The sequence below is a fragment of the Streptomyces sp. NPDC056527 genome, from assembly GCF_042794475.1.
GTDB lineage: Bacteria > Actinomycetota > Actinomycetes > Streptomycetales > Streptomycetaceae > Streptomyces.
This window is the reverse complement of the sequence record NZ_JBHTTQ010000127.1, coordinates 1-19,502: the sequence shown is the minus strand read 5'-3', so window position 1 is coordinate 19,502 and position 19,502 is coordinate 1. Positions and strand designations below refer to the sequence as shown.

Sequence of the window (19,502 nt, the reverse complement as noted above, 5' to 3'; positions counted from 1 at the left end):
CGGGCGCCGGCCGGCGGGGCCGGCCCCCCCCCGCCCCCCCCCGGGGCGCGACGGCGTTTCCCGTCCCGTCTTGTGCCGGGTCAGCGACGGGTGCGCATGTCAGCGCCGTACACGCTCCGGTAGTCGGGTACGACGACGCGGCTCGCGGGCGACTCCCGGCGCACCTGGTCGATCAACCCGGCCAGGTCCATAGTGGGGTCGGGGACCACGGGCTCACGCAGCGGCGTCTCGAAGTTGTCCCAGTGGACCGGGACGATCACGGGCGGGTGCCCCAGCGCCCGCAGCAGCCGGGGCGCGTAGCGGTGGGTCGCGGAGCTGGAGGGGACGGCGACCATCGCCACGTCGGGGCGCAGTCCGGCGGCCGACCGTTCGGAGAAGTCGCTGGCGCCCATGAGGAACAGGGCGGGACCCCCGGCGCCGGCCGTGACCTGGAACGCGAGGGTGTCGCCCTCCGGCAGGTCGGAGATGGTCTCGGGGACGGTGGCGGGCGGCGCCGTGCGGGTGCCCGGGGCGAAGTAGGCATGCTTCTTGTTGCGGCTGTGCAGGCTCGCCACCACCTCCACCGTGAGGCCGCCGCCGAAGTCCAGCACCTCACCGCCCTTGACCACGGAGATCTGGAGCGGATCCACCCCGAAGGCGACCAGGAGATGGAACGTGGTCTCGGTTCCCACGACACGCGCGCCGGTGGCCTTGGCGATGTACGGCACGTCGGCGATGTGGTCCCAGTGGGAGTGGCTGACCAGGATGAGCTCCGGAGTCCCGGCGAACTCCCGTACCAACGTGGCGTCGGTCGCCTCGATCTTCGTGGCCGGATCGAAGGCGGCGTCGAAGAGGCCCGTCCTGAAGCGGGTGAGATAGGGGTCGAAGAGCACGGTCCGACGACCCACGTCGATCCGCCAGCCGGCCGTTCCGAGCCAGCGCAGCGAGGCGGAGCCCGGGTCGGGGGCGGCGTCGGCGGACCGGGACCGGGCCATCGCGTCGGTCGCGCCGCCGACCGCCGTCGGCAGCAGCGGTAAGGCCGCGCCGAGCGCGGCTCCTCGGAGCATGGCCCGCCGTGCGTAGCCGTGGTGGTTCTGCGCGTTCGTGTCCTCGTTCATGGCGCCAGAAGATCAGCCGACGCGCGCCCCTGTCCAAGACCCGATCGCCATGGGAGCCATAGGTGTACGCCTATCAGCCCTGGTCGGAGCGGTGGAGAACGGCTACGGCTTACGGCGCGGCTTGCCGCGCTTGACGTTCTTCGAGCCCTTGGGTGCGCCCTTCGCGCCGCCGGAACCGCCGCGGCCGGAACCGCCCGAACCGCCCCGCGGGCCCTTCGCCGCCGGCTTGCCGCCCTTCTCCGGGCGCTTGCCCTTCGGCTGCGGCGGGGTCGGGGGACGGCCACGCGTGCTGTTCACGGTCCGCCCGCGGACGATCCCGATGAACTGCTCCACCAGATCCGTCGTCTCGTCCTGCGGCCACGACAGCGCGATCCGCGACTCGGGGGTGTCCGACACCGGGCGGTAGGTGAGGTCCTTGCGGTGGTGCAGACGCGCCAGCGACTGTGGCACGACGAGCAGCCCCACCCCAGCCGCCACCAGCTCGATCGCGTCGGCCGTCGTGGCCGGGCGCTCGAACGCCGGCAGCCCCGGCGGACGCTCCCAGTCGAGGGTGTCGTCGAGCGGATGCAGCACGATCTCCTCGGCCAGATCCTCGGGGGACACCTCCTCCACCGCCGCCACGACGTGGTCCTTGGGGATCACCACGACGGTCGTCTCGGCGTAGAGGGGGATGGCGCTGAGGTCCGCACCGTCGACCGGCAGGCGCACCAGACCGGCGTCCGCGCCGCCGTCCCGCAGCAGGGCGCAGGCCTCGGCGGGCGGCACCTGGACGAGGGTCAGCGGAACGTCGGGCAGTCGCTCGTTCCAGATCCGCACCCACTTCGTGGGTGTCACTCCCGGGACGTAGGCGAGCCGGAACGAGGGGGGTACTTCCTGGCCAGTCACCCCGCCAGGTTACCGGTCGTGGTCAGAGGTAGCTCACACGCTCGATACCCTTGACACCATGACGTCGCACCAGACCGCCCAGACGATGAAGCCCGCGACCGCGGCGAAGAAGCTGGGTGTGTACCTCGAGGCCACCCCCGCCGAGTTCCGGGAGGGTGTCGTCTCGCGCACCGAGCTGAACGCCCTGCAGACCGATCCGCCCGAGTGGCTTCGCGAGCTGCGGCGCAACGGACCGCACCCCCGCCCGGTGATCGCGGCCAAGCTCGGGATCTCCATCTCCGGTCTCGCGCGGGGCGGCATCACCGAAGCCCTCACCACCGAGCAGATCGAGGAGCTGAAGAAGGAAGACCCGGAGTGGCTGCAGAAGGAGCGCGCCACCCAGGCCGAGGTCCGCAAGGAAGCGGTCCGGATCAAGGAGATGCAGGCCGAGAAGGCCGCGAAGGCCGACCGCTCGGACTCCTGACACGAGGCCGTAGGACCCCTCCCGGGCAGTGAGCCGTCCGCCCGTCCCCGACGGCCGCACGTTCGCGTATCAGGGGCGGCGTCACGCCACCGAGGTCAGGACCGGCGTCGGCTCGGGACGCTTGGCCGTGCGGCCTTCCCCGGAGGAGCGTCCGCGCAGACGCCGGCCGAGCCACGGGCCCAGGAAGGCCGCGACCCACCGGAACTCGTCGAGCGCGGCTCGCGCTCCGGACCGCGGCGGGCCCGGATGCGCCGGGAGCGGGCGGGTCCACGCGTCGCCGCTGCCGGGAAGGTCCAGGGCGGCGGCGACCGCGGCGGCGATGCGTTCGTGCCCCAGCGGGCTGGCGTGGAGCCGGTCCGCACTCCAGAGGCGGGAGTCCGTGACGACGGGATGGAGGCAGGTCTCGGCCACCGCGACGCCGTGCCGACCTGCCGCCTCCCGGATGCGGGTGTTGAGAGCGGTGACCCGGGCGGTGAGGGGCCGGGCGAGCGGGATGACGCGCGCGACGTCCGGGAACGTCACGGTGGCCACCCTGGCGCCCTGGGCGGTGAGTTCGGCGAACATCGCCTCCAGATGACCGGCCACCTCGTCGGCGTCGAAGCGGGGCCGGAGCAGGTCGTTCATCCCCGCGACGACGGTGGCCACGTCCGGACGCAGCGCCAGGGCCGGTCCGAGTTGCTCCGCCCGTACCTGCCCGGCGAGTTTCCCCCGCACGGCCAGATTGGCGTAGGTCAGTCCGGGGCTGGTGTCGGCGATCAACTCCGCGAGCCGATCGGCGCAGCCGCGCAGCCCGGTGGCGTCGTCGCCGTCCCCGAGACCCTCGGTCTGACTGTCGCCCAGCGCGACGTATCGCGCGTACGGACCGTTGTGCATGGGCGCTTCGCTCCTCCGTGAGCGTCGTGTCCTGACGACACGCCGCGATGGATTCAACACGTTACTTATTCAACTCGTTGAATATAGCGTGCAAGGGTGGCTCGGCACCCGCGGAGTGTCGGTGGCGGGTGCGAGGATCGCGAGATGACCGACGACACCGCATCGATCGCCGCCTATTGGGATGCCGCCGCCGCGGCCTTCGACGACGAACCGGACCACGGCCTACGAGACGCCGGCACCCGTGCCGCCTGGGCCCGGCACCTGCGCGACTGGATGCCCTCGGGCCAGGTCGACGTCCTCGACATCGGCTGCGGCACGGGATCGCTCTCGTTGCTGCTGGCCGAGGCGGGGCACCGGGTGACCGGCGTCGACCTGGCGCCGGGGATGGTGGAGCAGGCACGCGCGAAACTCGACGCCGCCGGCCTCCCGGGCCGCTTCCTGGCCGGCGATGCCATGGCGCCACCGACCGGGGATCGGCGCTTCGGCGTCGCGCTGTCCCGGCACCTGCTCTGGACGCTCCCCGATCCGGAGGTCGCCCTGCGTGAGTGGGTCGGCCGCCTCCGGCCGGGGGGTCGGCTCGTCCTGGTCGAGGGCCGCTGGCGGGAGTCGGGCCAGAGCGGTGTGCCCTACGTCGCCGGAGCCGAGTCGCTTCCCTGGCACGGCGGGATCGGTGCGGAGGACCTGGCCGAGGCGGTCCGCCCCCTCGTCTCCCGGCTGCGCGTCGAGCGGCTGGACGGCGAGGGGGACAGTGATCTGTGGGGCAAGCGGGTGGACGACGAGCGGTATGCCGTGATCGCCGACGTCTGAGACGCGCCGCGAGGTCCCGGACCGGGAGTCAGTGCGCCGGCCTGACGCGGTAGCGGTGGAACGGGCCGTCCTCGATGGGTAGTTCGGGACACCAGGTCTTCAGCGCCTGGGCGGAGGGCGTGAACAACGACCGGGGGAGGCGGTCGAGGGAGGTCCACTCCCAGCGTCGGATCTTGTCCGGCTCCGCCACGGCCGGGGTTCCTTCGAAGGCCCGGACGACGGCCACCGCCGTCAGGCGGGTGAGATGCGTCGAGGTGAGTGCGTCGAGCAGGATGCCGATGACCTCGACGTCGTCGGCGGCGGCCACGAGCGTGGTCTCCTCGGCGAGTTCACGGACCGCCGCCTCCTCGATTGACTCGCCGGGGTCCACCTTGCCGCCCGGAAGCTCCCACGCGCCCGTGGGGTGCAGACCCAGCAGGACCCGCCCGCGCTCGTCGGTCACCACGACGCCCGCACCGAGAGATGCCTGCGCGGTCGGCGGGCGGACGTTGCGGTGGGGCTCGGGCGGCTGCTCGGCGGCGGGCATGGCGGCTCCTCGTGCGGACCTGGAGGGGTGTGCCTCCTCAGCCAACACCATGAGGCGCCGCCGCCCATGCCAACCGGTGACGTCCTGCGCCCCTACGCTCCATCGCTCCTCAGTCGCCGCAGAGCGAGCAGTCCCCCCACGCCGGGTACGGCGGCGGCCCAACGGGCGCCTGGCATGGCGGCGTCGGAGACCTGCCAGGTGGCCGCGATGACGACGAGGTAGGCGGTGCCGTGCAGCGGGCCGACGAGGCTCGATACGGCCGGCGTGTGCGTGGTGAGCAGGTTGGCCAGCAGGGCCACCAGTGAGAACGCTTCGACGCCGGCGGCGATGCGCAGGGTACGCACGGTCGTCACGCTCCCGTCGTCGAACCGGGGCGGACGATCATGAGGACGACGACGATCGTCCAGAGAAGGTTGAACACCCCCGTGAGCATGGCCAGTCGCGCCGCGAGCGCCTGGGGCGCGCCGTCGACGACAATCTCCGGCCCGCCGTCGAGCATCCGCTGTTGGTGGGGCAGGATCGCGAGGACCAGGACGGCCGCGGCCATCGCCGTCAGCACCAGCGACGAGATCAGCCAGACGTCGGTGAGCACGCCGAGCTGGATGGCGGTCGCGAGCCCGAAGACCGGAACGGCGACACCGGCGACGGCGTAACCGCGACAGATCCGGTGCAGGACCGCGGCGACGGACGCGGCGCGGGTCCGTTCCTCGGCGGCATCCACGTCCATGCCCCCGGGTGCGGCCTGCCGTGCGTATCGCGGGAAGAGCGAGGCGGCGACGGCGATCGGTCCGACCACCAGAATCGCCGCGAGTACGTGTATGGACAGCAGCAACTTGGTCATGGGAAGGCCCTCCAGCCGTTCTCAATGTGTTGGCTGCCAATAGATAGCATGTCTACTGCTCCATTGAGTAGGCTGCCTACCTATGAGGGCGGATGCGGTGCGAGGGCACCTGGACGGACTGCTGCTGGCCGTGCTGGAGCAGGGGCCGCTGCACGGGTACGCGATCATCACCGCGGTCCAGCAGCGCAGCGGAGGTGTGCTCGATCTGCGGACGGGCACGATCTATCCGGCGCTCAACCGGCTGGAGCGGATCGGACTGCTGAGCAGTAGTTGGGACTCGGTCGGCGAACGCCGCCGACGGTGTTACGCGCTCACCGACGCGGGCCGGAGCGCCCTGGCGAACGAGCGGACCGCCTGGCGCGAGTTCACGGCGGCGATCGGCTCCGTCCTGAATCCCGCCACCTCGCCCCGGCCCGCCACATGAGCGCCGACGGTCGCCCGGGCGGCCTCGTCGAGGAGTTCGCCGCCGACCTGGCGGGCGCCCTGCACGGCCCGGTCCGTGCCAAGGCCCGGTTGATCGAGGAGCTGCGCGAGGGGCTCGCCGACACCGCGGAGGCGTACACCCGCGAGGGAACGCCCTACGACGAAGCGGTCCGGCAGGCGGTACGCGAGTTCGGCACGCCCGACGAACTCGCGCCCGGGTGCCAGCGTGAACTGACCATCGCCCAGGCCCGGCACACCGCCCGCTCCGTCGTCCTCACCGCTCCCTTCCTCCTCGCCTGCTGGTACACGCTCTTCAGCAGCGGTACGGGAACCGGTCAGCTCCTCGCGGTCCCTCTGGCCGGGGTCGCGGGCGTCGCCGCCCTCCTCGCAGCGGCCATGCTGGCGGCCTCGGGCACGCTCGCCCGCCGGCTCCCGACCCCGCACCGACTGCCTCTCGTCGTCGCGTGGGCCGGGACGACCGCGAGCATCGCGATGGCGCTGGCCACGCTGACGCTCGCCGTGGCAGCGGTCATGGCCGCCAACTGGCCTCTGATCGCCGTGGCCTGCGCACTCGCCGCGGCGTCGCACGCGCTGACCGCGCCCTCGGCCCGGGCGTGCCGACGGTGCGCCCGACTGCCCGCGTAGGAGTCCTTCGCTAGCGGCGACTTTCGGCAGCCACAGCCTCGACGAAGCGTTTCAGTCCCTCCGGGTCGGCCTCGAGGAACAGGTACGGCTCGACGAGCTCCAACTCCATGACGACCGGCACCCTCGACGAGTCGAGCGCCAGGTCCACGCGGGCGATCAACGGCGTCTCGGTCCCCGGGACGGCGGCCAACGCCTCCAGTGCCGTACGGAGTTCCGTCTCGGTGGGCCGGTACGGGACGACGTCGGGATGCGGCGTCCGGGCATTGTCGATCACATTGGGCTCGGTCAGCACCTCGCCCTTGCGGATGGCATGGCTGAAGGCGCCGGAGAAGAAGACCAGCGCACGCTCCCCCTCCGCCACGAGGCGCAGGTACGGCTGGACCATGACGGCCCGCCCCTGGTCGAGCAGCATCCGGGCGTGGTCGATGGCGTCCGACCGCCGCCCCGGCTCGTACCGCGCGGTGTCACGCGCACCCAAGGAGACCGTCGGCTTCACCACGACGCCGTCGGGCCCGTCGAAGTCCTCGGGGCGGACCTGCTCGCCGGGCTCGATGAATCGCGTGGGCACGACGGAGACGCCCTGCCCGGCCAGCGCCCCCAGGTACCGCTTGTCGCTGCTCCAGCGCACCACCTGCGCGGCGTTCCTCAGCCGGGTCGCACGGCCCGCGTCCTCGACCCACGCCAGGAAGTCGTCCAGCCTATCCGCGTAGTCCCATGTCGACCGGATGACGGCCAGGTCGAAGCCGTCCCAGTCCACCGAGGCGGCGTCCCATGCCACCGCCTCCGCGGTGAAGCCCTCGGCGCGCAGCGCCTCCACGATCAGCGGAAGCTCCTCGTCGAGGTCCGCGTAAGCCTCGCTCGTCACGATCGCGATCCTGGCCATGCCCACGTGTCTCTCCCGCTGTCCCGTGTCAGGTCCGTTCCTATGGAACACCAGTGTCAGGGAGATGTGTGCGACCGGGCAAGATCCCGCGCCCCGGCGGGGCACGGACCTCGCCCGCGAAATGTGCGCCTCACAGCGGGACGCACGACATCAACGGGCGACCGGGACCTGGAGCGGCGCGCGGAACGAGAGCAGGTCGAGGACCGGCGGGGGCGGGGCATCGGGAGCGAGGTGAAGGGCGGGGAAGCGGCGCGCCGCCGCGCGGAGGGCGACGGCCGCCTCCGTACGGGCCAGGGAGGCGCCCGGGCAGCGGTGGCGGCCCACCCCGAACGCCAGATGATGACGGGAGTTGGCGCGGTGCGGGCGCATCTCCTCCGGGGTGTCGAAGACCTCGGGGTCGGAACCGCTGCCCATGAGCATCAGCAGCAGTTCGGCGCCGGCGGGGAGCGTCACCCCGCCGAGCTCCACCGGTCGCTCGGTGACGCGCCGCCAGGTGGTGACGGGGGGCTCACGGCGCAGGACCTCCTCGACCCACGCCCGCGCCAGGCCCTCCTCGTGCGCAGCCCGGGGCCAGATGCCCGGCTCGGCGAGCGCGCCGCGCAGGACGGTGGCGATGAGCTGGCCGGTCGTCGACTGCCCGGCGACGAACACGAAGAAGCATGCGCCGACCGCGGTCTGCACGTCCAGCAGCTCCCCGTCGGGCAGACGGTGCCGGGCCAGCGCGCCGACGAAACTGTCCGCCGGAGCTGTCCGGTTCGTCACGACCGTGGTGAGCCACTGATGGAACTCGGCGACGAGCGCGGCGAGTTCGAGCTGTCGCTCGGGCGTCGGACGCCCCCAGAACAACTCCAGCGAGGCGTCGCTCCAGCGGACCAGGGTCGAGGTGTCGAGACCGTCGATGCCCAGCAGCTCCATCATGACCCGGCAGGGCAGGGTGTGGGCGAACGCGCCGAACAGGTCGCTGCCGCCGGTGGCGTCGAGCTCGGTCCGTACGGTGTCGAGCAGTTCGTCGGCGACCCGCTCGATCACCGGCACGGCCGCGGCGACCCGCTGGGCGTTGAAGAACCGGGTGACCACGCGGCGCAGTCCGGGGTGGGTCTCGCTGCCGTTGTTGGCCAGTGCGGGGCGGACCCGGAAGCCCGCCCGGGCGAGAACGCGGAGAGCCGGAACACCCAGTGGCGTGATGGCGTGCTGGGCGTTGTCCGGCCGGAAGACCGCCGGATCCAGCAGCACCCGGCGGATGTCGTCGTACCGGCTGACGAGCCACAGTCCGGTCGCGGGATCGTGATGGACGGGGGTCTCGGCCCGCAGGACGTCGAGCCAGGGGTACGGGTCGCGGACGAAACCCTCACCGAACAGGTCGAGCTCCCCGAGTGCCCCGAACCCGCCGAGCGCCTCGTGCGGCGGGAGGGGCGCGTGGCCGGTCGCCCGACCGTACGGGCAGGGGCCGGCCGGATCCGTGGGGGACGCGGGCCCGGGCCCGCCGAGGGCGGATGTCACGCTCGCGGACGCTAGCACGCGACAGGGCACGTACCGGCCGGTGTGTGCGAGGGATCACTTCGGCATCCCCGCAGGCCAGAGGAGGTTTCCCAGCCGCGCGAGAGGAATCCCGTCGGGTTGACGGCGATGGGTGAGGGCGGGGGTCGCGCTCGGGCGGCGGGACGGCCCGAGCGCGACAGCGAGCCGCTCCGCTACACCGGTGCCGGGCCGGACCGCCCACGGGAGCCGTCGACGGCGATGGCGCCCGCAGGGCACAGCTCGGCGGCCTCGTGCGCGGCTGCTCGCCGCTCGACGGGAGGCGTGGACTCGAGGAGCACGACGCGACCGTCGGTCTCGTCCTGGTCGAACACATCGGGTGCGGTCAGGACGCACATCCCGGCGCCCTGGCAGCGTTCGCGCACGACGGTCAGTTCCATGGCGCTACTTCCCGTCCCAGGTAACGGGGAGGCTGTGCACACCGTAGATGTTCATGTCCGTCCGCAGGGGCACGTCATCGGCCGGGACGGCCAGGCGCAGTGTCGGGAACCGGGTGAGGAGCGCGGGCAGGGCCACGCGCATCTCGACACGGGCGAGTTGCTGGCCCAGACACTGGTGGATCCCGTGCCCGAAACCCAGTTGCCCCGTGGCCTTGCGGTGCAGATCGAGGCTGTCGGGGTCCTCGAACCGCTCCGGGTCGCGGTTGGCCGCCTGGATCGAGAGGGTGACCGACTCGCCGGCCTTGACGACCTGCCCGTCGAGCTCGACGTCCTCCAGCGCCACACGCACCGTCGTGTGGGCGATGCTCAGATACCGCATCAGCTCCTCGACGGCCTGGTCGGCGAGGTCCGGGTCGGCGCGCAGGGCGGCGAGTTGGTCGGGGTGCCGCAGGAGGGCGAAGGTGCCGTGCGCCAGCATGTTCGCCGTGGTGTCGAGTCCCGCCCCGAGCAGGAAGCCCCCGACGCCGGTGAGCTCCTCGTCGGTGAGGTCGCCGCTCGTCAGGTCGCTCAGCAGGTCGTCGGTGGGTACGGCCCGCTTGGCGAGCACCAGCCCGTGCATGTACTCCTGCAGACCCGTCATGCCGGCCATCCGCTCGTCGGGCGTGGAGTCCAGACTCATCAGCGCGGTCACGAACCCCTGGAAGGTCTCGCGGTCGGCGAAGGGCACACCGAGCAGTTCGCAGATCATGAGAGCCGGGATGGGCTGAGCGAACGCCTGGACCAGGTCGGTGCCGGGGCCCTGGGCCTCCATCGCGTCCAGGTGCTCGGCGGTGATCTCCTCGACGCGCTCGGTGAGTAACCGCATCCGCCGGACGGTGAACTTGCCGGCGAGCAGGCGCCGGAAGCGCGTGTGCTCGGGTGCGTCCAACCCGGTCATGTCGCCGGGAGGCGCGGGCGGCAGCTCGCCCTCGGGGCCGCCGGGCAGGGGGTAGTGCATCAGCTCGTACCGCGAGCTGAAGCGGGGGTCCCCCAGGACGGCGCGGACGAGGGAGTGGCTGGTGACCAGCCGGCCCTGATGTCCGTCGGGATAGGCCATGGGGCTGAGTGGCTGCCGCGCACGCAGCTCGGCGAGGGGAGCCGGCGGATCGAAGGGGCAGCCGGCGGGGCGCTCGTAGGGCAGCGATACGGGCTCGGGAGTGTGTACGGACGGTTCGTGGCGCATGGCGTTCCCCCAGTGCGGGTGGTGTCCGCCTCGGCGGACACCACGACTTCAACGGTGTTCAAGGGCTTGCTTGAACACTGTAAAAGCGGAGTTGCGCGTTGTGCAAGTGTCAGCGGTCCCGGGAGAGCGCGAGAAGTTCGGCGAAGACACCTCCGGCGTGAACGAGGTCGTCGTAGCTGCCCTGTTCGGTGATCCGGCCGTTCTCCAGACAGATCACGCGGTCGGCGATCCGGGTGTTCTCCAGGCGGTGCGTCACCACGATCGTGATGCGGTCCGCGGCGATGGCCTTGATGCGCTCGAAGATGCCGTGCTCCCCGCGCGGATCCATCTGGGAGGTGGGCTCGTCGAGGATCAGCAGCTCGGGCCGCCGGTACAGCGCACGGGAACAGGCGAGACGCTGCCACTGGCCGCCGGACAGCTCCACACCTCCGAACACCTCACGGGCGAGCAGGGTGTCGAGGCCCTTGGGCAGGTCCTCCACGGCCTGCTTCATGCCCACGGCCTCGACCGCCTCCCACACCGGGCCGTCGTCGATCGTGCGGGGCTGCCCCAGCGTCACGTTCTCGCGGACGCGCAGCGGCCACTGCGCGAAGATCTGCGGAACCAGGCCGGTACGGGCCCAGACGCTCGCCGGGTCGACGCCGGCCAGATCGGAGCCGTTCCAGGTCACCCGGCCCTTGTCGGCCAGGTAGATCCCGGTGATCAGACGGGTCAGGGTGCTCTTGCCGGAGCCGTTCACCCCCACGATCGCGAGGATCTCCCCTCGCCGCAGAGTCAGGGAGACGCCGTCCACGGCCGGCTTCTCCTTGCCCGGGTACTGATAGCAGACCTCCTCCAGTCGGATCTCCTCCACCGGCGCGGCGACGGCGAGCTCACCGCGCCGGGGCGCCCGGCGCCCGGCGTCGTCGAGGAACGCCTGCATGTCGCCGAGGTAGAGGCTGGTGTGGAAGACCGCGGCCCCGTTGACGACGACCTGGGACAGTGCGGCCAGCGTCGTCTGGACGGCGACGACGGCCGTGGCGGCGACGGCGAGTGCGATGCGGCCGGTGACGGCGAGCCAGGCGAGGGCCGCCCAGGTGGCGACGAGGAACACTCCGCCGGCGAGCGAGGACACGAGCGCGATCCGCAGGGTCCGAGGGGCGGCGGCGAGCGTGCGCCGGTCGACCCGCTCGGAGAGGGACCGGTACCAGAACAACAGGTAGTCGGTCATGCCGTTGGCCCGGACCTCGTCGGCGTACTTGGAGGTCGTCGACCACCAGCGCATCATGCCCCGCACATTGCGGTCGGCGACGTTGGCGTAGTGGATCTCGTAGTCGACACGCGCGGTGAGCACCGCGCCCACGCCGGCCGGGAGGACAGCCAGGAGCAGCAGGGGCAGCATCAGCATGTTGAGCACCGCCAGAACCCCGGCCGCGGTGACCATCCTGATCAGCGCGGACATGAAGCGCTGGGCGTCGGTGACCATCACATGCGTACGGATCACCCCCATCTCCGCGGCCTCCTGCCGGTCGGCGAACCCGTCCACCGCGTACGCCGCCGCCTCGACCCGGCAGACCGCCTCGACCAGGGCGGTGTCCGTCACGGTCGTCAGCTTGGGCGTGATCCTCCGCTCCCCGTACAAGGCGAGGGCTCCGGCGCCGCGAGTGATCGCGGTCGCGGCGGCCACGACGAGCAGCGCCGGCAGCGCGTCCGCCAGCCGTCCGGCGATGGCGCCGCCGCCCAGGATCGGACCCATGGCCCGCGCCGTGGCGCTCAACAGGACGGCGGCCGCCATGCCCGTGACGACCTGGCAGGCCAGGAGCAGCAGAACCGCCCGGCGGTCCACGGCCCAGGACATCGCGGCGATGCGGCGCAGGACTGCGGGGAGCCGGGCGCACATCGCCCGGAAGGTGACGTTGTCGAGCGGGTTCACGGAGTATTCCCCCGTGTACGCGATCTCGGCGGGCGGTGGCGGCGGCGGTGCGGGCGTCGCCCGTGACGTCGCGGCCTGCGTTTCCGTGGTCTCGGCTGAAGTCAACGTCGGTCTCCTGCACGGTCGTCGGAGCCTCTACGGCATGGTCACCGGGGTCAACGACGAACGCACGGATATCGAACACATGTGTTTGAGCCGGAGCGGATTCCGCGCGGGGACGTGCCCCGCGTCGGATGCGGTCTGCATCCACCCTTGGGGCGAACGGCCCCTGGTCGGAGGGTGAGATGGCCGAAACGCCGACCTCGATACGCATGTGACGGAAGAGGTTGCCGACGGTCCGTCAGCGCGCCCAGGGACCCCACCAGCTCGGTGGCGACGGGTCGGCCGGCGCCGATGTCGGCTGGTCGGGATGGAGGCCGAACCGGCGCAGCACCTCGGCGCGGACGTTCACCGTGATCGTGCCGTGCCAACGCCCGTCCGAACGGACCCCGCACATCAGGTCGATCTTGATGTCGTCATCGTCGAAGGGGTTCCAGTCGATACCGCGGTCGCGCAGTCAAACCGCAATGAGCCGCCCCGGCCGCAGGCAGCCGGGAACGTTCTCGAAGCTGAACAGGGGAACCCAGTCCGAAGTGTCCATGCCCCCATCCTGCCGCAGCGGGCCCGGGCTTGACCTTCCCATTGATGTGAAGCCATAGCGTCGCGCCGTGAGCGGCCCCGCGGGCGTCGCTCGACCCCACCCCTCCCGTACCGCAGGAGCGACACCATGACCACCTCCGTCGTGCACCGCAACGGCCGGCCGGCGACCGCCGACGAGCTTGCGCCGCTGGCCTTCGCGGGCTACGCCCACTTCACCGCGATGCAGGTGCGTGGGGGCCGGGTCCGGGGCCTCGACCTCCACCTGGAGCGGCTGCGGAACGCGTCCGTGGAGCTGTTCGGCCGCGCGCTCCCCGACGACCGCGTGCGTACCTGGCTCCGAACGGCGGCGCGGGCCGCCGGTCCGGCCGATGTCTCGCTGGTGGCCACGGCGTACTCGCCGTCGGGCGAGTTCACCGCCGCCGCCGCCGAGGAGGAGCCCGAGCTGCTCGTGCGTACCGGACCGGCCGCGGATGGCCCCGACGGTCCGCTCGCGCTGGCGGCGGTCACGTACGAGCGCTACCTGCCGGGTGTGAAGCACGTCGGCGAGGTGGCCAAGACGCACGCGCTGCGCCGAGCCGTCGGTGACGGCTTCGACGACGCCCTGTTCGTCGACCGGCGAGGCCGGATCAGCGAAGGGTCGATCTGGAACCTGGCCTTCTGGGACGGAACGTCGGTGGTGTGGCCCGTCGCCGAGATGCTGGGCGGAACCACGATGGCCGTCGTCAGGCGACAGCTGGACCGCCTGGGCGTCCCCCAGCGCCGGCAGGAGATCACGGTCGCCGATCTGCCGGGCCTGCCCGGGGGAGTGGTCATGAACTCCTGGACGCCGGGCGTCGCGGTCCACCGCATCGGCTCCGTGCCGCTCCCCGATGCCCCGTCCTTCGTCGAGCTCCTCCACCGGGCCTACGAGGCGGAACCGCCCGCCTCGCTCTGACGGGCGCCGGCTCCAGGTTGACGTCGAGTTTTCCAGTTGAACGATCAACCGCTATGGTGGTGGGCGAAGGCTCGTTGCCGCATCTCCCCCGTATGCGGCAACGAGCCTTCGTCGTTCGCCCACGCCGAGCGCGGCCCTACGATGGGCGGTGGACGTCGACGATCGATGGGGCCCAGGGAGCGGACGGCATGGCGGAGCTCTTCGTACGGATCGTCGGCAACGACCTGCCCGGGCGTGAATGCGGCGAGTACCGGGACGTGCACGTCGCGGTCCAGCGCGGGCGCGAGCCGGAGGGCGCCGTGCCGGGCGACGCACCCGAGGCGGTGTGGGAGTTCACCGTCCGGACCGTCGACACCCCGGACGGCCCCGGTGCCCGGGACTTCCGCGGACCCCACGTCCAGGGTCGGCGCGGGGCGCGGTTCCTCTACCTGACGTGGGGCGAGCAGCCGGCGGGCGCGGAGTTCACGATGTTCCGCCGCGCCAAGCTCTTCCTCGACGACCTCCCGGAGCAGGCCGTCGCCGGGGGCAAGGTCGAGGGGCGCCTCGGACTGACCGACGCCCACGGACTACCGCTGTGCGCCGCGGTCCGCCCACCCCGCATCCACTGGAGCTGACCCCGCACCCCGGCACCGCCGGCCGTCATCCACGCGGCGCACTCCGTCGCGCGCGGCCCGGCCCGGAGCCGTACGCTCGCCGTCACGACGGAAGCGATCAAGGAGTGGCCCGATGTCCGGACAGTTCGAGGCGACGACGGATGTCGGCCGCCCCATCGACGAGGTCTTCGCGTTCCTCGCCGACGGGCGCAACGACCCCAAGTTCAGCCCCCGGGTGCAGCGGATCGAGCGGGTCCCCGACGCGCCGACCGGCGTGGGAACGGTGTTCCGGAGCACGGTGAAGGACGCCGGCATGAAGACGGCGCGCGAGTTCCGCATCACCGAGTTCGACGCGCCGCGCCGGATGCGCTGGGCCGAGGTGTCCAAGAACGTCGTGACGGCGGCCCAAGGGGGCTACGACCTGGAGCCCCTGCCGGACGGCGGTACCCGGGTCCGGATCTTCAACGTGCTGGAGGGCCACGGCATCGGCAAGCTTCTCGTCGGCCTCGCGCTCGGCGCCGCCCGCAAGGACGCCGACGCGTTCGGGCGCCGCATCAAGGCCGCCGTCGAAGCGTCGTAGCACCCCGCTCGCAGAGATGACGGCGGCTTCACACGATGCTGCCGGCGGGAGCGCCGGTGGACTTCAGGAACAGCGACCCGGACGCGTCCGTCCTCGACAGCGGGACGTGCCGAGGAAGACCCGAGGATCTCCGGCAGGCCGACGCCGCCATCGGCCGCGCGTCGCCGTACCGTATGACCGCGGGAGCCACTGCCGCAGCACCGACGACCCCGCGGACGGGTGAGCGCCCCCACCCCGTACGACAGCCAGGAGCCCCGCACCGTGATCGCCCGCGCCCCGCGCCCCGTCCGCAACGTGCTGTCCGCCCTGGCCTTGGCCGGCGTCCTCGCGGCGACAGTCGCCGGATGCACGTCCTCCGACGACCCGCAGGGCGCCGACGACTCCGCGCCGTCGTCCCAGGCGCCGTCGGGGAAGGTGGTGCCACCCGAGCCGCTGGTCGGCTTCGACTACCAGATCGGCGGACCGTACTCGCCTCCGCCCGGTGTCGGCGCGGTCTCCCGCGACCGCACGGTGAAGCCCGCGCCCGGCCTGTACAACATCTGCTACGTCAACGCCTTCCAGGCCCAACCGGACGCCACGGACTGGTGGCAGGCCAACCACCCCGACCTCCTCCTCCGCGACGCCACCGGTGCTCCGGTCATGGACGAGGACTGGGGCGAGGCCCTGCTGGACGTCTCCACACCGGCCAAGCGCGAGCGCCTCGCCGCCATCGTCGGAGAGTGGATCGACGGGTGCGCCACCGACGGCTACCAGGCGGTCGAGGCGGACAACCTCGACTCGTACGAACGGTCCGATGGCCGCCTCACGCCCGAGCACGACCTCGCCTTCGCGCGCCTCCTCGTCGACCGCGCCCACGCGGCCGGCCTCGCGATCGGCCAGAAGAACGCCGCCGACCTCGCGAAGAGGGGCCGCGGCCTCGGCTTCGACTTCGCGGTCGCCGAGGAGTGCGGCCAGTACGAGGAGTGCGCGCCGTACGCGACCGCCTTCGACGACCGTGTGCTCGTCATCGAGTACGAGGCCGCGGGCCTCGACGCGGCCTGCGCGACCTGGGGCGACACGCTCTCGATCGTCCTGCGGGACCCTGACGTACGGCCGGCCGGGAAGCCGGGGTACGTGCGCCGCACCTGCTGAGTCGGCGGCGCTCGCCGGTGTTCGGGGAGCGGGCGGCCATGGTGCCGACGGGGCTTCTCGGCCGGTCGCGCGGGAATGGGAGGGTCTCGGTGCGGTGTTGAGGGTGGGCGTCGATGGCCGGGGCGGGCGCGGGACGGGCGCCGGCGCGGGATGAGGTTCGGGAGGGGGCGGGGCACATGCTGATCGGGGAGCTGTCCCGGCGTACGGGAGTCAGCACACGGCTGTTGAGGTACTACGGGGAACAGGGGCTCCTGGAAGCGGGTCGCGGACCGAACGGGTATCGCGAGTACGACGACGACTCCGTGGTCACCGTGCGGCAGGTGCGTGCGCTGCTGCGGGCCGGCCTGTCCACGGACGTCATCCGCGCGGTGCTGCCGTGCGCCCGTGGCGAGCTCCCGGAGTTCGACTGGTGCGTGGACGTGCGGGCGATCCTGGACCGGGAGCTGGCGGCGACGGAGGAGCGCATCGACGACCTCCGGCGCAGCCGTGACGCCCTCGCCGACGTCCTGGCCAGGCCCTGACCCCGGGGCGCATCAGGGGCTGGACCGCGTGTCCAGCTGCGCCGTGTTCCGCGTCCGGTAGCGCCCCGGCGTCGTGCCGAACTCTCGGCTGAAGGCGTGGGAGAGGGCGTACGGGGTTCCGTAACCGACGCGGCGCGCGATGACCGCCAAGGACTCCTGGGTGTCGCGGAGCATGGTGGCGGCCAGGGTCAGGCGCCACCAGGTGAGGTAGGCCATCGGCGGGCGCCCGACGAGGGCGGTGAACCGGCGGGTGAGGGTGGGCCTGGAGACGCCGGCCTCGACGGCGAGACGATCGTTCGTCCACGGCGCGGTCGGGTCCGCATGCAGTGCCCGTACGGCGGCCGCCGTCACCGGGTCGCCGAGCACGGCCGACCAGGCACCGGTGGAGTGCCGGGTCACCCAAGCGCGGATCATGTACACGAGCAGAAGGTCGACGAGGCTCGGGACGGCGACTCCGGAGCCGGGCCGCTGTGCGCTCAACTCGCTGCCGAGCAGGTCGATCGCGGCGCGCAGTTCGGGATCGCCTCCGACGCGGTTCGGCAGGTGGACGAGGTGGGGCAGCTCCGCCATGAGGGGGTGCGCGCGGCTGCGATCGAGACGGTACTTGCCGCAGAGCATCTCCACCCCGCCACGAGAACCCGGTTCCGGGGACGGCGCCGGGCCGCGGCGCATCCGGGCCTCAGCCCAGCGCTCGAAGGAGACGGCCCCTGCCACGGTCGCCGGGTCGGCGGGGGAGTCGGCGATCACATGTCCCGTACCGTGCGGCAGCAGCACCGCGTCCCCCACGACGAGTCGGACGGGCGAGCCGCCGTCGGGCAGCAGCCAGCACGCGCCCTCCAGAACCACATGGAAGCCCGCACCGTCGTACGGGGCGAGCCGTGTGCACCATGTCCCGCTCGCCCGCACCCGGTCGGAGGAGGGCTGCCCGATGCGTATCGTCGCGATCGCGTCGCTCACTACATCCACCGATGCAGCGTATAGCCCGACTCGACCGTGATCCGTTCGCGTATTCGGTGGAGCGGCTTGAGCATTGAGAGGCTCACCGGCCGTTCCTAGGCTCGATCCCATGAAGAACGAGAGCCCTCAGAACATGGTGCTGGGAGACGTCGAGGTCATCCGGATCGTCGAGTGGCAGGGCGCGTTCGCGCCGGCCCGCGAACTGGTCCCGGACTCCGGCGCGGACGTGTGGCAGGCGAACGAGGACTGGCTGGCGCCGGACCATTGGGAGCCGGACGGCGACAGGGCGGTGATGGCGTTGCAGACGTGGGTGCTGCGCAGCGGCGGATGGACCGTGCTCGTCGACACCGGAGTGGGCAACGGGCGCGAGCGCCCCGGACAACCCCAGTTCCACCACTGGCAGGGCGACTTCCTCGGCGGCCTGGCGCGGGCGGGCGTCCACCCGGAGGACGTCGACGTCGTGGTCAACACCCACCTCCACGCCGATCACGTCGGCTGCAACACCCGCGACGCGGAGGGGGAGTGGATCCCGACGTTCCCCAACGCCCAATACCTCATTGCGGCCGCGGACGACGCCCACTTCGGCCCGGACAACGCGGACGGCAAGGGACGACAGGCGGACGACCGGCTCGTCTACGAGGACAGTGTCGCGCCCGTGCACCGGGCGGGGCAGGCCGTGGTCTGGGACGGCACCCACCGCATCGACGCCCACCTCACGCTGGAGCCGGCACCGGGCCACACACCGGGTTCCTGCGTGCTGCGCCTGGCGTCCGGAGCGGACAGGGCGGTCTTCGTCGGCGACCTGCTGCACAGCCCCGTCCAGATCCTCGCCCCTTCGTGCAACAGCTGCTTCTGCCTGGACGCCCGAGGAGCGGTGTCCAGCCGACGCCGAATCCTCGAACGAGCCGCCGCAGAAAGGGAACTGGTCGTACCCGCCCACTTCGGTGGCGCGGGCATGGTGGAAGTCCGCCGGGAGGGCGACGGCTTCGCGCTCCGGCAGCCGAAGTGGTGAGCGGCCGTCGAAAATTCGCGGGCGGACCCAGAGGGTCGTGTCTAGGTTGAGGTCTGCGAAGCCCACAGTTCGGCCGGAGGTGCCTTGCCCGTGCAGATGAAGTTGTCCGCGATCACACTGGACTGCCCGGATCCGCTCGCCCTCGCGGCGTTCTACGAGCAGGCCACCGGCCTCGAACCCCACCCCGAGTCGGACACCGAGTTCGCGGGTCTCCGCGGCGAGGGCGGCCTCCTCATCGGCTTCCAACGGGTCGACGACTACCAGGCTCCACGATGGCCCGACCAAACCGTTCCCCAGCAGTTCCACTTCGACTTCGACGTCGACGACCTGGACGAAGCGGAGGCCCACCTCCTGCAACTGGGCGCGGCCAAGCCGGACCATCAGCCGAACGAGGCCAGATGGCGAGTCCTCACCGACCCGGCCGGGCATCCCTTCTGCGTGATCAGAGGCAACTGACCTCCCGTACCGCCTCGTCGAGGAACGTACTGCTCCACGCCTACGGGAGGGGGGTGCGGACACCGGTCCGCACCCCCTTCCCGTGTGACCCCTACAGCACCTTGGAGAGGAATGCCTTGGTGCGGTCGTGCTGGGGGTTGCCCAGGACGTCGCGGGGGTGGCCGGATTCGACCACGACGCCGCCGT

At 72.0% G+C, this 19,502-nt stretch carries 24 protein-coding genes and 1 pseudogene; 11 read left to right on the top strand and 14 right to left on the bottom strand.

The genetic code is table 11. The features are described 5' to 3' along the window. Positions 1–80: 80 nt before the first annotated feature. Together ACFQ7Q_RS34025 and ACFQ7Q_RS34020 are read right to left on the bottom strand one after the other, a co-directional pair. A complete protein-coding gene (locus ACFQ7Q_RS34025) occupies positions 81–1,097 on the bottom strand; it encodes an MBL fold metallo-hydrolase (protein WP_383562019.1) in 1,017 nt (338 codons plus the stop codon). 102 nt (positions 1,098–1,199) lie between these two features. Beyond that, complete coding sequence (locus tag ACFQ7Q_RS34020; protein WP_383562017.1) at positions 1,200–1,982, bottom strand: LysR family substrate-binding domain-containing protein; 783 nt, start codon at positions 1,980–1,982, stop codon at positions 1,200–1,202. 58 nt (positions 1,983–2,040) lie between these two features. Between ACFQ7Q_RS34020 and ACFQ7Q_RS34015 the strand changes: the two genes are divergently transcribed. Continuing rightward, entirely contained in the window at positions 2,041–2,445 is a 405-nt protein-coding gene (locus ACFQ7Q_RS34015; protein ID WP_383562015.1) for a DUF5997 family protein, read from the top strand. A gap of 81 nt (positions 2,446–2,526) precedes the next feature. Here ACFQ7Q_RS34015 and ACFQ7Q_RS34010 read toward each other — a convergent pair whose 3' ends face one another. Further along, positions 2,527–3,318 (bottom strand): SGNH/GDSL hydrolase family protein, encoded by a 792-nt coding sequence (locus tag ACFQ7Q_RS34010; protein WP_383562013.1) that lies wholly within the window; start codon positions 3,316–3,318, stop codon positions 2,527–2,529. A gap of 144 nt (positions 3,319–3,462) precedes the next feature. Here ACFQ7Q_RS34010 and ACFQ7Q_RS34005 point away from each other — a divergent pair, with 144 nt between their 5' ends. Next, on the top strand, positions 3,463–4,125 hold the full coding sequence (locus ACFQ7Q_RS34005; RefSeq protein ID WP_383562011.1) for a class I SAM-dependent methyltransferase: 663 nt from the start codon (positions 3,463–3,465) through the stop codon (positions 4,123–4,125). Positions 4,126–4,153: 28 nt separating this feature from the next. Here the strand turns inward: ACFQ7Q_RS34005 and ACFQ7Q_RS34000 are convergent, their stop codons facing one another. The 3 genes from ACFQ7Q_RS34000 to ACFQ7Q_RS33990 form a co-directional block, all read right to left on the bottom strand. Next, a complete protein-coding gene (locus tag ACFQ7Q_RS34000; RefSeq protein WP_383562009.1) occupies positions 4,154–4,651 on the bottom strand; it encodes an NUDIX hydrolase in 498 nt (165 codons plus the stop codon). A 92-nt stretch (positions 4,652–4,743) separates the two neighbouring features. After that, complete coding sequence (locus ACFQ7Q_RS33995) at positions 4,744–5,004, bottom strand: DUF3817 domain-containing protein (RefSeq protein WP_383562007.1); 261 nt, start codon at positions 5,002–5,004, stop codon at positions 4,744–4,746. Then, the gene (locus ACFQ7Q_RS33990; protein WP_383562005.1) at positions 5,001–5,492 is read right to left on the bottom strand and encodes a hypothetical protein; all 492 of its coding nucleotides are present in this window, start codon (positions 5,490–5,492) and stop codon (positions 5,001–5,003) included. Before ACFQ7Q_RS33990 ends, ACFQ7Q_RS33995 begins: the two co-directional genes overlap by 4 nt. Positions 5,493–5,574: 82 nt before the next feature. Between ACFQ7Q_RS33990 and ACFQ7Q_RS33985 the strand changes: the two genes are divergently transcribed. Together ACFQ7Q_RS33985 and ACFQ7Q_RS33980 are read left to right on the top strand one after the other, a co-directional pair. Further along, complete coding sequence (locus ACFQ7Q_RS33985; RefSeq protein ID WP_383562003.1) at positions 5,575–5,916, top strand: PadR family transcriptional regulator; 342 nt, start codon at positions 5,575–5,577, stop codon at positions 5,914–5,916. Next, positions 5,913–6,560 carry a permease prefix domain 1-containing protein gene (locus tag ACFQ7Q_RS33980; RefSeq protein WP_383562001.1) on the top strand — a complete coding sequence of 216 codons (648 nt, stop codon included), beginning with the start codon at positions 5,913–5,915 and terminating at the stop codon, positions 6,558–6,560. The genes ACFQ7Q_RS33985 and ACFQ7Q_RS33980 overlap by 4 nt, the downstream gene beginning before the upstream one ends. A 10-nt stretch (positions 6,561–6,570) precedes the next feature. On the opposite strand, the gene ACFQ7Q_RS33975 is transcribed toward ACFQ7Q_RS33980, so the two are convergent. The 6 genes from ACFQ7Q_RS33975 to ACFQ7Q_RS33950 all read right to left on the bottom strand — a co-directional run bounded on the left by ACFQ7Q_RS33975 (position 6,571) and on the right by ACFQ7Q_RS33950 (position 12,989). Then, positions 6,571–7,425, bottom strand: a complete 855-nt coding sequence (locus ACFQ7Q_RS33975) for a RimK family alpha-L-glutamate ligase (protein WP_383561999.1) — start codon at positions 7,423–7,425, stop codon at positions 6,571–6,573. A gap of 168 nt (positions 7,426–7,593) precedes the next feature. Continuing rightward, positions 7,594–8,943, bottom strand: coding sequence for a cytochrome P450 (locus tag ACFQ7Q_RS33970; protein ID WP_383561997.1), 1,350 nt, complete (start codon positions 8,941–8,943; stop codon positions 7,594–7,596). Between the two features lie 191 nt (positions 8,944–9,134). Beyond that, positions 9,135–9,359 (bottom strand): ferredoxin, encoded by a 225-nt coding sequence (locus ACFQ7Q_RS33965; RefSeq protein WP_383561995.1) that lies wholly within the window; start codon positions 9,357–9,359, stop codon positions 9,135–9,137. Positions 9,360–9,363: 4 nt separating this feature from the next. Continuing rightward, positions 9,364–10,581, bottom strand: a complete 1,218-nt coding sequence (locus ACFQ7Q_RS33960) for a cytochrome P450 (protein ID WP_383561993.1) — start codon at positions 10,579–10,581, stop codon at positions 9,364–9,366. A gap of 109 nt (positions 10,582–10,690) precedes the next feature. Then, positions 10,691–12,598 (bottom strand): ATP-binding cassette domain-containing protein, encoded by a 1,908-nt coding sequence (locus ACFQ7Q_RS33955; protein WP_383561991.1) that lies wholly within the window; start codon positions 12,596–12,598, stop codon positions 10,691–10,693. Positions 12,599–12,833: 235 nt separating this feature from the next. After that, positions 12,834–12,989 (bottom strand): hypothetical protein, encoded by a 156-nt coding sequence (locus tag ACFQ7Q_RS33950; protein WP_383561989.1) that lies wholly within the window; start codon positions 12,987–12,989, stop codon positions 12,834–12,836. 270 nt (positions 12,990–13,259) lie between these two features. Between ACFQ7Q_RS33950 and ACFQ7Q_RS33945 the strand changes: the two genes are divergently transcribed. The 5 genes from ACFQ7Q_RS33945 to ACFQ7Q_RS33925 all read left to right on the top strand — a co-directional run bounded on the left by ACFQ7Q_RS33945 (position 13,260) and on the right by ACFQ7Q_RS33925 (position 16,891). Continuing rightward, the gene (locus ACFQ7Q_RS33945; RefSeq protein ID WP_383561987.1) at positions 13,260–14,066 is read left to right on the top strand and encodes an aminotransferase class IV family protein; all 807 of its coding nucleotides are present in this window, start codon (positions 13,260–13,262) and stop codon (positions 14,064–14,066) included. 188 nt (positions 14,067–14,254) lie between these two features. Next, positions 14,255–14,680, top strand: coding sequence for a DUF5990 family protein (locus ACFQ7Q_RS33940; RefSeq protein WP_383561985.1), 426 nt, complete (start codon positions 14,255–14,257; stop codon positions 14,678–14,680). Positions 14,681–14,792: 112 nt separating this feature from the next. Next, positions 14,793–15,239: an SRPBCC family protein gene (locus tag ACFQ7Q_RS33935; RefSeq protein ID WP_383561983.1), complete on the top strand. Its 447-nt coding sequence runs from the start codon at positions 14,793–14,795 to the stop codon at positions 15,237–15,239. A 261-nt stretch (positions 15,240–15,500) separates the two neighbouring features. Continuing rightward, entirely contained in the window at positions 15,501–16,370 is an 870-nt protein-coding gene (locus tag ACFQ7Q_RS33930; protein WP_383562021.1) for an endo alpha-1,4 polygalactosaminidase, read from the top strand. A gap of 176 nt (positions 16,371–16,546) precedes the next feature. Beyond that, the gene (locus ACFQ7Q_RS33925) at positions 16,547–16,891 is read left to right on the top strand and encodes a MerR family transcriptional regulator (protein ID WP_383561981.1); all 345 of its coding nucleotides are present in this window, start codon (positions 16,547–16,549) and stop codon (positions 16,889–16,891) included. 12 nt (positions 16,892–16,903) lie between these two features. Here the strand turns inward: ACFQ7Q_RS33925 and ACFQ7Q_RS33920 are convergent, their stop codons facing one another. Continuing rightward, complete coding sequence (locus tag ACFQ7Q_RS33920) at positions 16,904–17,857, bottom strand: AraC family transcriptional regulator (RefSeq protein WP_383561979.1); 954 nt, start codon at positions 17,855–17,857, stop codon at positions 16,904–16,906. Between the two features lie 100 nt (positions 17,858–17,957). Here ACFQ7Q_RS33920 and ACFQ7Q_RS33915 point away from each other — a divergent pair, with 100 nt between their 5' ends. Both ACFQ7Q_RS33915 and ACFQ7Q_RS33910 read left to right on the top strand, forming a co-directional pair. Continuing rightward, positions 17,958–18,860, top strand: coding sequence for an MBL fold metallo-hydrolase (locus ACFQ7Q_RS33915; RefSeq protein ID WP_383561977.1), 903 nt, complete (start codon positions 17,958–17,960; stop codon positions 18,858–18,860). An 84-nt stretch (positions 18,861–18,944) separates the two neighbouring features. Continuing rightward, positions 18,945–19,316, top strand: coding sequence for a VOC family protein (locus ACFQ7Q_RS33910; RefSeq protein WP_383561975.1), 372 nt, complete (start codon positions 18,945–18,947; stop codon positions 19,314–19,316). A 91-nt stretch (positions 19,317–19,407) separates the two neighbouring features. On the opposite strand, the pseudogene ACFQ7Q_RS33905 reads toward ACFQ7Q_RS33910, so the two are convergent. Then, a pseudogene (locus tag ACFQ7Q_RS33905) lies at positions 19,408–19,502 on the bottom strand (ectoine/hydroxyectoine ABC transporter ATP-binding protein EhuA); the annotation flags it as partial.